Below are 14,831 nucleotides of genomic sequence, written 5' to 3'. Positions count from 1 at the left end.
GCTGGACAACAAGCGAGTCACCATTTGGGTGTTCCGACGCCTATACACTTGCCGTGCTTGCAACACCACGTTCAAGCGCCAACTATCGCAAATGGTGGACGGCTTCCACATGACACGGCGGCTGAATGAATACGTGAAGAAGAGACCCTTCAACCATTTCCACGCCCTACAGCCGGCTCGCATCACACTTAAATAGCTACAGTCAGGTTGAGGTCGACTTTTGTATCGCTCGATAGACCGTCATCCGTGACACACCCAAATCGCGAGCAACCTGGGCCTTCGAGAGCCCACTCGCTATGCAACGCTGAATTTCAGCGTCGTCAACGGTTTTACGGCGGCCCTTGTAGATGCCTTTACCCTTCGCCATTTCAATCCCGGCACGTTGCCGATCCTTGATAAACTTCAGTTCCATGTCTGCGACCATGCCGAGAACAGTGATAACCATACGGCCCATTTCACCTTTAGTCGTAATATCCGGCTCAAGAATTCGCAACGACGCACCTCGGATATCCAGCTCGTGAACCAAGTTCAGTACATCGCGTGTGGAGCGACCAAGACGGTCGAGTCGGTGAACAACAAGCTCATCACCTGAACGCAGGAACTCCAGCACGGTGCTCAGCTCAGTTCGTCCATCGCGTGACGCGCCTGATCCGGTTTCAGATCGAATGACCTCACAGCCTGCGGCAGTCAGTTTGCCGATTTGAATGTCTAAATCCTGACTGGCACTGCTAACACGAGCATATCCGATACGAGACATGGTTTTTCCGTCAAATTGTAACATTAGGGTGGCTGTAGCCATGATACTGTCACAATCCGTGTTTAGTAACCCTATAGTGACATTTAAGTGTGTCACATTATTCCGCTTCTTTTGGGTGTACTCTATTGTGACTAATGATGCCGCCTGAATTGAATGGACACTTATCGTAGAGCTAAAACTTTCGGATCGTCATCGTGACATAAAGGCTTGAGTACTCAGTGCAGCTGACTACTGATAGTCCGTGCAATCATCTTCTGAAAACGACACCTAGAAAAGCTCGTATTTTGCAAAATTGGATGACGACGAAACCGTATAAACTATAGAAAGTTTTTAGCTGGGTAGCATGTCACCGCGATAGAAATCGCAATTGGTTAAAAAGATCAGGGGTGGCAGACTGGTCAGTGATTCATTGATTGGCATCAAGGCTGAAGGCATCCGGTAGGCCACATTGAATCTCGGAAATGGTCCTACTCCGACTCAAGGAAACTACACCTACTGCGCATAAGAAATCCTTTATGGTGAACCCGCCCACGGCGGGCGGCGCGCGGCATCAGCCGCAATCGATGGATCTAAAGCCATTTTGCGTAGGCATCTACGTCGATCATAGGGACAGTGCCACTAAATTGGAGAATTGAGATTAGTCTCAACAAGAAGGCTGTCGATGCTTTCTTACTGATAAGAAATTCAAAGTCCTCATTTTCCTTATCGAAAATGAAATAGCCATGGTTCGCAATGCACCCGATATTGATTAATCCATCGTTCCTATTTGCAAAAAGTTTATTTCTAAGGGATTCACCCATCGCTGGATTCCATTCACTTTCCAGGGAAAGAACGCCCCCGATGATAGGAATGAGGGGCTTAGGGTCGTATGTGCCGCCTGCATGTGGTATCGGCAGACTGGTTCTGTGTAGTCTTCTGACGCTTTCAATCTTATCTTGGGCGTACTTGATTACACCTGCATCAACAGATTGCTTTGCTTCAAAGACGGCATAGACACTCTCCGCTGGAACAAACAGCTGCTTTTCGTAAACAAAAACGAATGGCGAATATTGGCGATCGTAAACGACTACGTCGATTTGATCGCTAAATTCACCCTTGCTGTCTACGACATGAGCTTTACTGACTTGATACCTCTTGGGTAGGTACGTCTCCAGTATTTCAAGCCAGATATTTTCGGTTCCATCACCTTTGGTTCCAGGGTGGGCAAAAGCGGAACGAACAATGGAAAGTCTCGTCTCCACATCACGATGGATATTGGCCAACAAATCGGGTAAGGACCATTTGGTCATTGTTCACTCATCTCTGAAGGGGGAAGTGGGGATGGTCAGTCTGGCGACTTCAAGAGCGCGACTCGGCGAAACGGCAGAGTTGGGATAGGCATCTAAGACTATTGAGGGTATGAGGCGCTGGGTCAGGTCCGAAAAAGTATAGCCAAAATCGCGCCCTTCACATGGACCCGTAATTTGAACCAGTTTCTGGATATCTCCAGCTTGAAACCCCAACTCGGATAAAGGACCTTTCAGTGCGCTAAAGCGTTGGTTCTCGTCTGGTCGAGAGAACGAAAGGATCTCTGCGCAACGACGCTTTATGGCTGGATCTAGTGCACCTAAACGGTTTGTACACATCACTACCGCCACAGGCAAACGTCCTGTGGCGACCCTGTCAATCCCTCGAATAAAGGCGTTTACACCCGCCTTATCCTCATGGTGCATTTGTGAGTTTTCTCGCGACTGGGCAAGAGCATCAGCCTCATCAACTAATAATATAATTCCACCTCTTGCGCTACCTGACTCAGACTTCAGCCGTCGCCCTTCTTCGACTACATACTCAAACGCGCTAGATATTAGTTGGGTCATTTCTCCAACTCGTCCTTGACCTCTTGTAGACAGGCTAAGCGGAAAGAGTTGAATGTCGATGTCCTCTTGGCGAGCGACAGTATCGCCAATCGTCTCGGCTAACTCCGTCTTTCCTGATCCGACATCACCTGCCAGGACTACCAATGGCGGGCGGCGGAGAACTACATCCAAAACCTGGTCGGCTTCTTTGTGGAACTTGTCTGCCCAACGCGACAAAGCTGACTCATTGACTAGCAGCCCCAATGTCTTTGACAGACGATCCTTCTGATGATCGAGCCCGATGAGCCTTTGAAGTCGGTCACGTGCTTCAAAGTCGGGGAAGGAAACACTCCGCTCAAAAAGCTCAGCTCGATCAGTAGTGCCGTTCATGTCAAACTCCTTACGCTCGCACGTGACAGGGATTTACCCCCGGATGTGTATCCGAGATCGTTTTCTAGATAACCCGAAATCCCCGGGGAGATTCCCGAAGTTCTTTCGAATGGAAGCCCTTTTTCAAACTCACTCTGCTCAGCTTCAGAAAGTTGAAGCCAGGCCTGTGAGTACTCCAAAAAGGAACAGAATGTAAGACCGGTAACATCTCTTCCGGGTCTCACTCGTCCGGGATCATCGTTTTTGCTCAGGGCCATGTCGCTTGCTGTGTAAACGAGCGTTGGCTCAACCCAGTTTCCGTTGTCTTGGAAGCCGTATGTAACCTTGCTTATAAACCCACGTTTTAGTAGTTCGACTATCTCCGTCTCAAAGCGATCAATTTTCAGGTCACTAGGGCGACCATAAAACCTTTGGATGCGCTTTAGGTCCGTAGCCACTTTGGCCGCAATATGCTTCGCGTGAGTGACCGTAAAACTTGAAGACTCAGTAATCGTAAAGCTTGAGCTCATGATCGAACCTCACATTTGGAAAGAAGAACCAAAAACTTTTTGCCAGTAGTACATCGTGTCTTGTTTCGTAGTCGCCGTGAGCGCAGCGTCAATGGCATCGCCGGCTTCAAGAGCTGCATCAACGATCAGGTCAGCTTGATGTTCGTTGTAAAGCCTTGCGACATTGTTTTCTGGATTGACCGGATCAATGATCTTTATCGGTGACTGGATTATTCCGACATCGCTTTTCGGATAGTAGTCACTGAAGATGATCTCTTTGCGCATACCAGTCATCGCAATGTAGGTAAAAAAACTCTGCAACGCTTCTGGATAATTGGAGAGATCCGTGCCCTCATCGACGAGCTTGGCCAGGATCATTTCGATCATGAAAGACTTGAACCGGAACCCATTGCGCTCCCGCTTCTCCTTCTTTGCCCAGAACTTAATCAATCTGACAACTTGAGTGAAATGTTGGGGCTGAGCATCTTTGCGCTTTTGAGCAAACTCCAGATGCCTAGGAATACTGGTTTTCAAGAATGACCCGTCATCTTGACTAATGAGATCGCCATACCAATTCTCATCCCCAAAGTAGAGTATGGGGACTATGTCGACATCGAGGCCGGAACCTCGAAACGAAATCGTGATGCTGTATGTCTGCGGCTTCACCTGGTCAGGTGAAAAGTTGGGGAAGGCTTTTCGCAGTTTCTCAGCGAGGTACTCAAGAAGCTTGGGAATGTCCGATGGAGCATTAGTGCCACTCACGTAACAGGCGACGTCAATATCATTCAGAGACCTCAAAGCTGTCCCCTTTGCCAAACTACCGGAAATCAGCATTTTTCTTAGCGTGAAGTCAGGGTGTTCCCCCAAGTAACCATTGAGTTTCTCTCTGAGCCGTCGGGCCTGCGCTCTGTATTCATCGGCTTTAGCTTTGGGGAGATTGACTTTCTCTTGAGCAAACCGAGCCAAATCTTTGTGATCCACGTGGTTTCGAGACATGACGTACCTCAATAGAGAAACTTTCCGTTCGGTATTCTGAACTAATTTCATCATGGCAATTTCCGGTTGTCAAGGCTAAAATATACCGGAACTCCGAACTTCTGGTTCCAACTACAATTAGAGGTGGCTGCACATGCCGACCACGCTTGGCACGAAAATCAAAGAATTGAGAGAAGAGAAGGGCTATACGCTCGATAAGCTTGCAGAACTTACAGGCTCCAGTAAGAGCTATATTTGGGAGCTCGAAAACAAAGCCCCGCCACGTCCATCCGCCGAAAAAATTTCGAAAATTGCAGAGAGGCTGGGCGTGACCATTGAGTACTTGATGGATCCAGAGGCGAGTATTACTGTAGAAGATGCTTCAGATGCTCGCTTTTATCGCAAGTATCAGCAAATGGATGAGAAAACCAAGGCGAAAATACGATCCTTCGTTGATCTCTGGGATGATGATGGCCAGTGAAAATTTAACACCGCAAAAATGGGCATTTCGATTAACCCATATACTAAATACTGTTCAGTCAGTGGAAACTCGATTCCCAGTTGATGTAAAAACTCTTGCCAAGGATTTTTCGCACGACCTTTATCCTGATGATCCAATCACGTTGGTAAAAGGCGGTGACCTACCCAAGTTTGAGGGCGGACTGTTTGCAGCTCCGCCCGGGAAAAAAGGATGGGGCATCATTTACAACAACTCGATGGACTCACCAGGGCGTATCAATTTCACACTTGCGCACGAATTTGGCCACTACCTTCTGCACAGAAATGATTATCCGGATGGCATCCAATGCGGTGAACAGGATATGGTCAAGTGGGATTCGGAGTATGGAATAATAGAACAACAAGCTAATGTATTTGCTGCCAATCTTTTAATGCCACTTGATGATTTCAGAGCGCAAATCGCCGCGAAGGCTAAGGTCTCTTTTGATGAAATCAGTCATTGCGCCGATCGATACTCGGTTTCGCTGATCGCTGCAACGCTTCGATGGATTCAGTTTACGGAGCGTCAAGCGTTGCTGGTTGTAGCACGCGAGGGCCTCATTTTGTGGGCGCGATCCAGCCCATCGGCCTATAAAGCCGGCATTTACTATAAAACCTCAGGCTGGCCCCCAATACCGGTACCAACTGGATCACTGGCAAGTGGATCGTTTTCGGGAGTCGATCGAAGAGCCCCGGTCGCCATTGGCGAGGGTGTTTGGCACACTGATCCATGTGAGGAAATGGTCATTTTTTCAGATAGTTATGACTTCACCATATCAGTAGTCCAGTTTTAACAAGCTTTGCAATGTTAGGCATTCCGAATTTACATCTCTGTACCCCAATCAACCTTCGGTATCCTTCGGGTCGTTCCCATAACTATGTTTTGCTCGGATTTTTTTATTATCCCCCCGATGTATAGCGACTTCAGACTTGGCCTTTTTCGCCAACTCTCGGGTTGCTTCAAAGGCTTCCTTTTGTGTCTCAGCAGTCACACTGGCTCTAGACGCACTTTGACGCTTCCCGCGCCACTTTCCGTCATCGCCTTGATACACATTGTAATCATCCTCGGACATGGTCTCAGGCTCCTGTTGGGGGGATTAGCATTCTACTTCATTGGGCTTTCAGGATGCACAAAAAATATACAACGAATTCGCCGAAACCTACAAATATGAATGTCCTCCCAATTCGTGACCTCCCCTAAAATCGGCGAGGCGACTTAAATGGGGATGTTTACGGTCACTGCGCATAATCTGAAGTTATTTCGAAAGGGATTTGAGACAGAGAACGAAGCCAAGCCTCTCCCTACCACGTCACACCACTGGGCAGGTGGCGCGTTTACCTGGCGTCCTTGCCGGCGTTGAGCCCTGATCCTTCGGATCAAATAACTCGCCAGCATCATCTTTGTCTTGAGCGTCCGGCGTAAGCCGCATGCCTCAGAACCGCTGGAGCAACTGACGTAATCCGACGTATCTTTTGCCAGCGATGGAAGGTTTGGTGATCGCCGCTATTGTGGCGGCTTCGTCCCCGACAAAGACGACTTGGCTAACACCGCTTGCCAACGCTGTGTAAATAAGTGCTTGATTCAGAAGTCGACTTTGGCGGATTGGAATGATAACCCTATTGAACTGGCTACCATGTGATTTGTGAATAGTGAGACCGTAGGCATGTGTAAGACTGTTCACATGCTTAGTCGTCAGAGATGTCTTGCGTCCATCCTCCCATTCGATTGTGCAGCACTCAGACCGGGCATCCCTGACCCTCAACGCCTCTACAATTTTTCCAAGGCTGCCGTTTCGAAGACCAAGTTCGTGATTGTTTTCTGTAAACATCACTAGATCACCAACACGTAGAGTGGCGGATAGCGATGTTGCCGCTGGCACGACTCCGTTTCCTTCGTATAGATCAAAGCAGTGAATCTTCTCTGATTCTCTTCTGTAGCCATCATGCCAAATCTGGTTTATTTGTTGTGCGCCCCCCAAACCACCTCTAGTTGGACATAAAATTTGAACGGAAAAGTCTTCAGCGGTGCCGCCAATTTGTCTATAAACCAGCCAGACGGCTTGGTTTAGGTCAGAGTCGTTGCATCGAACGAATGAAACCCCTTGGCCGAAGCCCTTGTAGGGAATGAATTCCGGAACTTGATGATCTCGGACCTTGCTCGCGACAGAGGGAATCCCCGGGTTTTCATGCTGGCGTTTAGTGATTTTCAATGTAGTTTGGGGAATACGTGGATTCCCTTGGAGAACGTGTAGAACAAGTCCCGGACCAATCGGTGGCAACTTGGCGGGATCTCCAATTAGGATCAATCGACAGCCTTGAGGGAGCCATCTAAGAAATCGATAGAAAATCAGGGTGTCGACCATAGACATTTCGTCACAGACAACGACCGAATTTGCGGGGAGGGTTTCAGGCAGTGCGCCGGCTAGCAAACCGGCTAGGGAATACGCGTCACGGCCAGTTGCTTCGGCCATTCTTTGCGCCGCTAGTCCAGCGAGAGCTACCTGAAAAATCGCGACTTCGCTGTAAAGCTCCTCTAATACAAAATACAGGGCTTTGAGAACTGTGGGCTTGCCACAGCCAGCGTCGTCCAGAATCAAGCTGATGTTGAAGCTGGCGCTCGTGACAACTGCTTGCTTTTGTTCGACAGTTAATTCGAAGCCTTGCTGAGACTGAAATTGTTTTAGCGCCTCTTCGATGAGCGTTTTGTGGGATTTGCAGGTGTCAAAAAGCGGCTGTTGATAGCTACTGCTCTCGCCGGTTGCGAGTCTAACAAGACGGTCACTGATAAATTTTTCAATTGCGTAAGGCCCGCTAGCCTGAAAAGTGTCTTCAAACCGATGCCAGCGCTGGTTTTCGCTCTTTAGGGTGTCTTTTAGGTTTTCGCTTACCAAGCGGCGAGCACCTTGGATTAACACGGCCTTTGGCAGGCAAGTGTGTCCCTGTGACAGCCCCCGGTATAGTTGCTCTTCTACTGCGGCCTCCAGGCGTCTCGGGTCATCACAGGGTATGCCCAGCCTCTCTCGTGCAAACGCATCGATGACCTTCCACTTTCCTTCAAACGCGAGAAGCACATACGGGTTCTGTTTGATTTCCGCTTCCAGGCGATCCTGGTAATAATCTACAACTTTTAGCCCGATTCTTTGTGGTATCCCTATTTGATCCAGCCACATTAGACTCTCCAATGTCTGATGTTTTTTGAACGCGTTGCAGATAATTTCGGCCGAATCTGATGTAAGAATTGAGGTGAGAGCATCAATGTCTCGACTTTCAATAAGCGCCGCAAGTGAATCGCCGAAGACATTCCATAAGGCCTTTGCCTTTATCAACCCGATCCCTGCACAATCGGGAGAGCGTGAAATCCAATGGATAATATTTTGTCCCCCGGGCTTTAAGAGCCGTGCTTTCTTTGCTCTGATCTGACGCCGCTTAACCAGTCGCCCCCGAACCGTTCCGCTCCAGATTTCTTCCGTGCCTTCCGCCTGCCATCGCTGACCTCTATCTATCAATGTGCTGTCGGACAACAGGTGATAGTCCAAGATAACGCCATATCTCTCACCTGACTCACTAAGGCCAGTGACGATTGCGCCGCCGTTCCTTCCTCGGCTTGAGACATCTGTAATAACCAAACACACGCTGAGACTGGTCATGATGGGAGAAGCCTGCCGGTCTCTCCCAGATGATCGTCCAGGTGCTGGTATCGACGAAGCTTTTGATGCAGCTTTAGGATCTCAGCCTGTTGAGCAGCACAGCGTTCCTCAAGTGTTTTGACTCGCCTCTCAAGATGAGAAGCACTTTCTGTCGATCTTGCGGCTATTGAAGAAAAAGCTCTCTCTGATTTAGATGGATTTTGTGTAAGAGGCGGAAGCACTCTCTCTTTTCGTAATTGTGTTTCCAGAGCTTCCAATGCCCGAGACACACTTGGATTTTGCCCGAATACTGCCTTGCCAAAGTTGCAGTCGTTGGCAATCTTCGTTCGATTTAGGATGCCGCGGCGAATAAACTTATCCCAGTCACCCTTTTCCGTGCGACTTTGGCTCCATTCATGGAATGCTGCTAGGTTCGCTGCTCCGAATGTTTTTCCATTCCCCATGGTCAGTTAATCTTTGTGTTTGTGGTTGAACGGAACGACATTGCTTTTTCTGACGAATGAGTCAGATTCACTCCCACAGAAAAAACAATACCCCGCCTCATTGGCCTCTTGCTCCAAGATCGGGCTGATAAGAAGTTCTGCTTGAAGTGAGTGGTCATGGAATCGTTCATAGATATCGATATGGTGGGAGCGCAGAGCATTGATCTGTAGATCACGTTCAGAGATTTGCGCTTTCAAGCGGGCAAGTTGATCTCTTAGCTGTTCGATAGTTGCGCTGCCGGTAACCATGCGCCGTCTGGAGTTTAATTCGTCCAGTATCTCGTCAACTAACGAGCTTCTGCGATCAATTGTCCTGCGAGTTGTTGGAACTGACCTGGCGACCTGGCTCGCGTTAAATACGTATTTCCGACCTTCTGCTTCAGACTTTTCAGCAAGCTCTTTGATCACTATTTCAATTCGCTCATCCAGCTTTTTACCTCGAAGCTGTTTGGGTGGCCGATTACGCTTGTTTTTGTCATTCATCGGCGCAGCCATCCAACTGAATTACGTCAATCCGTTTTAGCATTGCATTGGTGTTTGATTGAATTCGTCTGAAATGGTCAATCTGAGGAGATTCGTTAAAACCCTGTAATTCAATCGCGCTAATAATGAGATTCGCTTCTTTGCTCATTTGCCTAATCTCATTTACGTGATCTTCATTCCGAGAATCGATGACAAGATGCTCGCACGGACCTGGTTTGTCGCTCTCACAGCTAAAACAACTCAGATGGTGAGGACAGGGGTTAGTGCTCCAGTCGAGCATGCATACCCCATGGGGCATCGGATTGACCATTCTCGTCACTGCTGAGAGATAGTTTTCAGCATCTTCCCGGGAAAATTCACACAGGATGTTATATGTTTCACTTACTCGGCCAACAGCCAACCCGTCACGAATGGCTTGCTTCATGCGCTCGGTTCGGACCTTGTTGCTGGTCTGGTCATAGGTGGCATTCTGGTTTCGGTATTTGCGATTAAAGATCAGTGCGATCTGGTCTTCAGTAAGACCGCCATTCTGATAGACCGTATTCAGCCAATGGCGAATGTCATGGGAGGTAAATTTTGCGACTTCCCCAGTTCTTGAATCTGTGATGTTTAAGCGGCTAAAAACACTATCTTCTGCATTACCAGTGCCTGCGGACCGGCTTTCTCCGCATAACCAACGCATGATTTGTCCGGAGGTAATTGTTGAAAATTGTCCTGTCCTGGTCGTGAAGGCATCGGAAAGCGCGTACTTTTCGGTGACTAACAGAGCTTCATGCGGATACAAAAATCCCCGACCGTTTTTGTCACGCAATAGAGGGCGTGAATAATCCTCCGTTGATTTGGAGTTAATTGAGGCAGAGCGGATGTCTCCATGCACATCGGCTGCTCTCACTGTTTCCAGAATACCTTTTTCTTCAAAAGCATCTTCACTAGGCGGGGCGGGGTAGATCGTTCCTTGTAATTGAGCCGCTTGCGCTGCTTCAATGATGTCTTTTACTACGGATCTTGCATTTGTCTTGAGCTCAATCCCCCATTGCTTTTCCAGCTGCCTAAAAGAGAGAACCCGGTTGTCTGTATCCCAACTGGTGCGTATTGCGCCTTTTGCCTTACTGTTTTTAACACGGGGCAATTCACCTCTTTGAGCAGCCTTCTGATCTTCTTCCAAATCATTCAAAGTGTTCCGGCTCATTCGTAGATTGCGAGCGGCCTGTGACTTGCTTCCGGCTTTTTCCACTTCTCCTAAAACGTCGACAAAACATTGCCCCTTATTCCACCAAGCACCGTCAGGATTGATCATTAGGTGCTCGGGCTGCGCTGTCCATTGATTTGCCCAACGACCAACGAAATAACGGAATGCTTCGTTGTTTTTGGTTATGCTCGAAAAGTCTATAGCCTTTCCTGAGACGGCGTCCGTAGCTGCCTGTCGAGCGGTCTTAGTCATCTCAAGTAAATTGCTTATTGCGTCTTCAACTACTTCTGTCATACACGGATGAACAGGTCGGGGAACCGGACAGCCATCTTTTCGAGGGTAATGCAGAATGTGCAAACCGTTATCCACTCGTAGCATGCATTCTGCCGGCAAGGTGGCAACCTCCGTTACTCGGAAGCCGGTTGCCAACATGATGGTAAAAACAGAAAGATAAAAGCGATCTTTATCTGAAAGTCCCGGGTTTGTTATTGACCGCAACAGATCGCCGAGCACCTCATTCGCAATTAATTTTTCGTATCGACCCTCCTCCGTTCCATAGCGGCCATGAACGATAGGGTTTTTAAGCTTGCTGCTGTAGTTGAGACGAAGACCAAAATTTCGACAAAGAAACTTTGAAAACTGTTGTAGTGCTCCTGAACGGCGAAAAGCCGTTTGGATTGCATAAGTTGCTGCTAGTTCCCGTTCAACTTGCTGAAAATCAGAAGTTTTCAAAGTCAATATAGACCGAGCGCAAAGGACACGATCAAGCGGTCTTATCGAACGGTGATATCCTTGGCAGGCACTTGAATTCCAGGCTCTTTTTTTTCTGCCATCGAGAATCCATAATTTCGTTATGAGCCTCAGTTCATTATTTACTATGGGCGAAAAATAGAGATTATTAACGGTTGAATTGCCAGGGCTGAGCATCCACTCGACGATATTCCAAATATCATCTTCCAACTTCACTGATGATGGAAGGGCGGTCAATAATTCGTCGCAAATATCGATAAACGCATTGCTCACACCCAAGGTAGACAGCTCGTGCGTGAGCCCACTTGCAGGATTGCTAGACATGGCCACTATTTTGTCTCCGCTATGCAACGTATAACGTCGTTGATCGCTGCACCGACTCGATCAAAGTCTTTTTCGAGCTTACTTCTCTCTTTGCCGCCTTCGGCTTGACGCCACTCTTTCAACTCTCCTTCTATGTATTGAAGAGCTCTTTGATGGTCGGCCTCACGCCAGGCCAAAAAGTGTGGGCATCCGTTGTAACAGGCCCACAGTGGATGCTTGTTGCATGTGCCATTTTTTCCGCAACTTCCTACTACGGCAGGAGCGAGAGATTCCGAAACGGTAGGAATGATAATAGGACGCTTGCCGACGTCTTCAGTTATCGAGCCTTTAAAAAAATAGGCTTTGTTCAGAGCCAAGAAGACTTCCCCTATCCCTCGACCTGTTGAGCGTTCCAGGACAGGCATCAAATCCGCCCCAACCGCTTTGATATAAGCATCGGCGGAGTAGGGCGAGTCATGCTCCATAATTTCTTGTATGAGCTCTCGTGGGATGCCCTGGAGTGCTAATGTGATGCCACCTGTATGACGAAACCTGTACGGCGTGACATGCAGTTGTTCCAGTGTTCGCGGGCTAATAATTCTGCGCCGATTTGCCCAATCCTTTACATGTTGTTTGGCCGTTGCTGCATCCACTTGACCATGTTCAATCCATAATGGCCGTTTAGATCGGCTGCTTGGCATGACAATCAGCCGATCTACTTCTTCTTGAGTTTCCCGAATTTGACGGCGCTCAGAATACGCTAAGATGTCCTTACCAAGCTTTTCTGAGATTTGCCAAGTGCCGGGAGCTTGTCCGGACTGGCCTTTAGCTTTTGGTATGCGCAGAAGATACTCTGTAGGCAAACCTTCCTCGCTAGAGGGAATGATCCAGAGTGCATCCTTTTTCATTGAAAGAATCTGGCTAGGACGTTTTAACGTTTCGCTTAGAATTCTGCAGAAAATACGCGTAGCGCAGTCTTCATCTGGTTCGCCCGGGTATTCGAGATTTAACTCTTGTGATAGCACTTCCCACTCAGCTGAAACAAAAGCACCTGTCTTGGGATTCCAGTGCATTACATATTGAAGTATTTGAACTTCATTACGTGACTTCCATGTTTGCATTTCATTGGCAATGAGGTAGTTCGCTTCCCCCAAATTTTCTTGAGCGAGTTCCATATATAAGTCTCGGATGGTACTTCGATCTGAAGAAGATATGTCCTCCCATAACTTTCGCCATTCGTTAATTCCAATTTCCCCGAAACCCCTACTAAGATTTATTTCCATTTTAGATGATCGATCTTTAATACTCTTTAGTGTGGAGCCTACCTTAGATAGATAATGAGGCGAGCGGTGTTTTATTCGCCTTAAAAGGATATGTTTGAGAGGCTTGGTGATGGTTGTGGGAAGATCTAACTTTCCCCAGTTGAGCGTTCGACGAGCTCCTTGATAGGTTGCGCTCCAGATTTTTGAACTAACCTCAATCCAAATGACCTCCGGAGGATTGAAATCGCAAGCAATAAATTTCCGCCCGTCCACGGTTTCAAAAAGACCGGTTTCGAAGTTTTCAGTCAGTTCAGAGCTATCCATTCCCTGGCTCCATTCTGCAAGATTCTGAGAGGGGCTCGCGCGCGATCAGCACGGGCCCTGCGAGTGTATTGACCAAGACTGTCAGGGTCAGACCAGCCCCCCCACCAAACGAGATCGTCAAATTTTGCTTTGTACTCCTCTCTGTTTTTAATCGCCGCGATCTCAAAATAGCGTCGATTGAAAAAAGCATGGCGAGCGATATGCCAGTAAAAGTTGATGCCCGTGCCTTCCCGGATATCTTTTGCAATGCGATGAGCAGAGCGGATGGACAATGGTGCACCATTTTGAGCAGTGATAAGGAAGTTGTGTGGCAGTATTAATTTTCGAACCCTTTTCCCATGGCGCCAAATCCAAGGAAGTCGGTGCTCCGTTATATAGTTGGACACCAAGTGCGGGAAACGAGTGTTATCGAAGAGAAAACCTAAGTCTCTTGAAAGCGTTTTCGGTCTGGGCGGCTTTTGTCGTGGATCATGATAGTGCTCCTCTCTTTCTTCAATTCTGACGATCCGAAAATACGGCGCGTTCAGAGAAGGGCAATCAGAAATTCGCATAGCCAAAATTTCTCCCAGGCGCATACCAAACTCAATGGCCATTCGCCAGAAAAGATAGTCCCGAAAGGCTAAGTCATTGTTTATTATTCGATTATGGTTTTCGGGGTTAAGGAAGGCTTCGATCTCTGAGATTTCTTGTTCGGTTAGGTCAGGTGCCAAATTGTTCTTGGGTGATTTCAGTTTGGCTTCTTTCCATGCTTTCTTTTGCGAATTAGCCAGTATCTGAGTTTCAATCGCTCTGTGAGAAATACCTGGGGATGTTGCGAACTGATTGATGAACCAGACGCAGGCAGCAGAGCACGAGTTCAATTTTGCATTGATCGAAGTTCTCTTGCTTAAAGGAATCTGGCCGGAATCTGTTTTATTGCGGTTTCTTAGCCACGCGGAAAAAGATCTAATGTGCGGTCGGGATAAACCACGACCGAGAAGCAATAATTCATCCAAATCAATGCCTTTTCCGAACGCCCAAGAGTAGAGATATGCCAAATCATAAAGTGCAGTTCGGCATGTATTGTAGGATCCGGACCTTTGCGCAAGGTTTACCTCATACAAGGAGGCAGCAGGCATTGGAAATCCGGTTTTTCTGTTAAGCAATATATGGCGAATACCATTTCCGGGGATATTCGTGGAAGCTAATTGGAAAGGCAGTACATCTTCTTGAGCTACTGAATGCATACTTTCACCATTGAATATGAAATCTTATTTCCTTGTAACTAACTGACTTTAAAGAGAAAAAAACGATTTCTTACCGATGTATGCAAGCCTAGATGCTACTATCACGGAAGTCCAGAACTTTCGCTGGGCTGATGCCTCCTGCCAAAAAAACACAAAAAAAACCCCTTCAACCAGGAAGTTGAAGGGGTTTCTAGAGCTTTAGCTTCTCAGCTAAAAGTATGC

Annotated in this window: 14 protein-coding genes; 2 read left to right on the top strand and 12 right to left on the bottom strand. The window is 47.7% G+C overall.

Annotation, left to right across the window (positions count from 1 at the left end; genetic code table 11):
- Nucleotides 1-202: 202 nt before the first annotated feature.
- The 5 genes from EDB94_RS13850 to EDB94_RS13830 form a co-directional block, all read right to left on the bottom strand.
- Nucleotides 203-757 (bottom strand): recombinase family protein, encoded by a 555-nt coding sequence (locus EDB94_RS13850; protein WP_108019641.1) that lies wholly within the window; start codon nucleotides 755-757, stop codon nucleotides 203-205.
- 569 nt (nucleotides 758-1,326) lie between these two features.
- Nucleotides 1,327-2,046 carry a DUF6602 domain-containing protein gene (locus EDB94_RS13845; RefSeq protein WP_108019640.1) on the bottom strand — a complete coding sequence of 240 codons (720 nt, stop codon included), beginning with the start codon at nucleotides 2,044-2,046 and terminating at the stop codon, nucleotides 1,327-1,329.
- Between the two features lie 3 nt (nucleotides 2,047-2,049).
- Complete coding sequence (locus EDB94_RS13840) at nucleotides 2,050-2,982, bottom strand: AAA family ATPase (RefSeq protein ID WP_108019638.1); 933 nt, start codon at nucleotides 2,980-2,982, stop codon at nucleotides 2,050-2,052.
- Nucleotides 2,979-3,491: a hypothetical protein gene (locus tag EDB94_RS13835; RefSeq protein ID WP_108019636.1), complete on the bottom strand. Its 513-nt coding sequence runs from the start codon at nucleotides 3,489-3,491 to the stop codon at nucleotides 2,979-2,981. Before EDB94_RS13835 ends, EDB94_RS13840 begins: the two co-directional genes overlap by 4 nt.
- A 9-nt stretch (nucleotides 3,492-3,500) precedes the next feature.
- Nucleotides 3,501-4,520 carry a CBASS oligonucleotide cyclase gene (locus tag EDB94_RS13830; protein WP_219908292.1) on the bottom strand — a complete coding sequence of 340 codons (1,020 nt, stop codon included), beginning with the start codon at nucleotides 4,518-4,520 and terminating at the stop codon, nucleotides 3,501-3,503.
- Nucleotides 4,521-4,599: 79 nt separating this feature from the next.
- Here EDB94_RS13830 and EDB94_RS13825 point away from each other — a divergent pair, with 79 nt between their 5' ends.
- Together EDB94_RS13825 and EDB94_RS13820 are read left to right on the top strand one after the other, a co-directional pair.
- Entirely contained in the window at nucleotides 4,600-4,926 is a 327-nt protein-coding gene (locus EDB94_RS13825) for a helix-turn-helix domain-containing protein (RefSeq protein ID WP_108019634.1), read from the top strand.
- A complete protein-coding gene (locus EDB94_RS13820; protein ID WP_219908290.1) occupies nucleotides 4,916-5,737 on the top strand; it encodes an ImmA/IrrE family metallo-endopeptidase in 822 nt (273 codons plus the stop codon). The genes EDB94_RS13825 and EDB94_RS13820 overlap by 11 nt, the downstream gene beginning before the upstream one ends.
- A 48-nt stretch (nucleotides 5,738-5,785) precedes the next feature.
- On the opposite strand, the gene EDB94_RS13815 is transcribed toward EDB94_RS13820, so the two are convergent.
- From EDB94_RS13815 to EDB94_RS13790, 7 genes are all read right to left on the bottom strand, one after another.
- Nucleotides 5,786-6,016, bottom strand: coding sequence for a DUF2188 domain-containing protein (locus EDB94_RS13815; protein WP_108019630.1), 231 nt, complete (start codon nucleotides 6,014-6,016; stop codon nucleotides 5,786-5,788).
- A 360-nt stretch (nucleotides 6,017-6,376) separates the two neighbouring features.
- Nucleotides 6,377-8,590, bottom strand: a complete 2,214-nt coding sequence (locus EDB94_RS13810; protein ID WP_123499283.1) for an ATP-dependent RecD-like DNA helicase — start codon at nucleotides 8,588-8,590, stop codon at nucleotides 6,377-6,379.
- A complete protein-coding gene (locus EDB94_RS20625) occupies nucleotides 8,587-9,033 on the bottom strand; it encodes a VPA1267 family protein (protein ID WP_146162213.1) in 447 nt (148 codons plus the stop codon). The genes EDB94_RS13810 and EDB94_RS20625 overlap by 4 nt, the downstream gene beginning before the upstream one ends.
- A gap of 6 nt (nucleotides 9,034-9,039) precedes the next feature.
- Nucleotides 9,040-9,555, bottom strand: coding sequence for a hypothetical protein (locus tag EDB94_RS13805; protein ID WP_146162214.1), 516 nt, complete (start codon nucleotides 9,553-9,555; stop codon nucleotides 9,040-9,042).
- On the bottom strand, nucleotides 9,548-11,824 hold the full coding sequence (locus EDB94_RS13800; RefSeq protein ID WP_146162215.1) for a hypothetical protein: 2,277 nt from the start codon (nucleotides 11,822-11,824) through the stop codon (nucleotides 9,548-9,550). The genes EDB94_RS13805 and EDB94_RS13800 overlap by 8 nt, the downstream gene beginning before the upstream one ends.
- A complete protein-coding gene (locus EDB94_RS13795; protein ID WP_108018856.1) occupies nucleotides 11,824-13,383 on the bottom strand; it encodes a tyrosine-type recombinase/integrase in 1,560 nt (519 codons plus the stop codon). Before EDB94_RS13795 ends, EDB94_RS13800 begins: the two co-directional genes overlap by 1 nt.
- Nucleotides 13,365-14,609 (bottom strand): site-specific integrase, encoded by a 1,245-nt coding sequence (locus tag EDB94_RS13790; protein WP_108018857.1) that lies wholly within the window; start codon nucleotides 14,607-14,609, stop codon nucleotides 13,365-13,367. The genes EDB94_RS13795 and EDB94_RS13790 overlap by 19 nt, the downstream gene beginning before the upstream one ends.
- Between the last annotated feature and the right edge of the window lie 222 nt (nucleotides 14,610-14,831).

Source organism: Marinobacter sp. 3-2 (genome assembly GCF_003751355.1).
Taxonomy (GTDB): Bacteria; Pseudomonadota; Gammaproteobacteria; order Pseudomonadales; family Oleiphilaceae; genus Marinobacter; species Marinobacter adhaerens.
The sequence above is the reverse complement of the archived record's forward strand: the minus strand, read 5'-3'. Positions and strand labels throughout refer to the sequence as shown.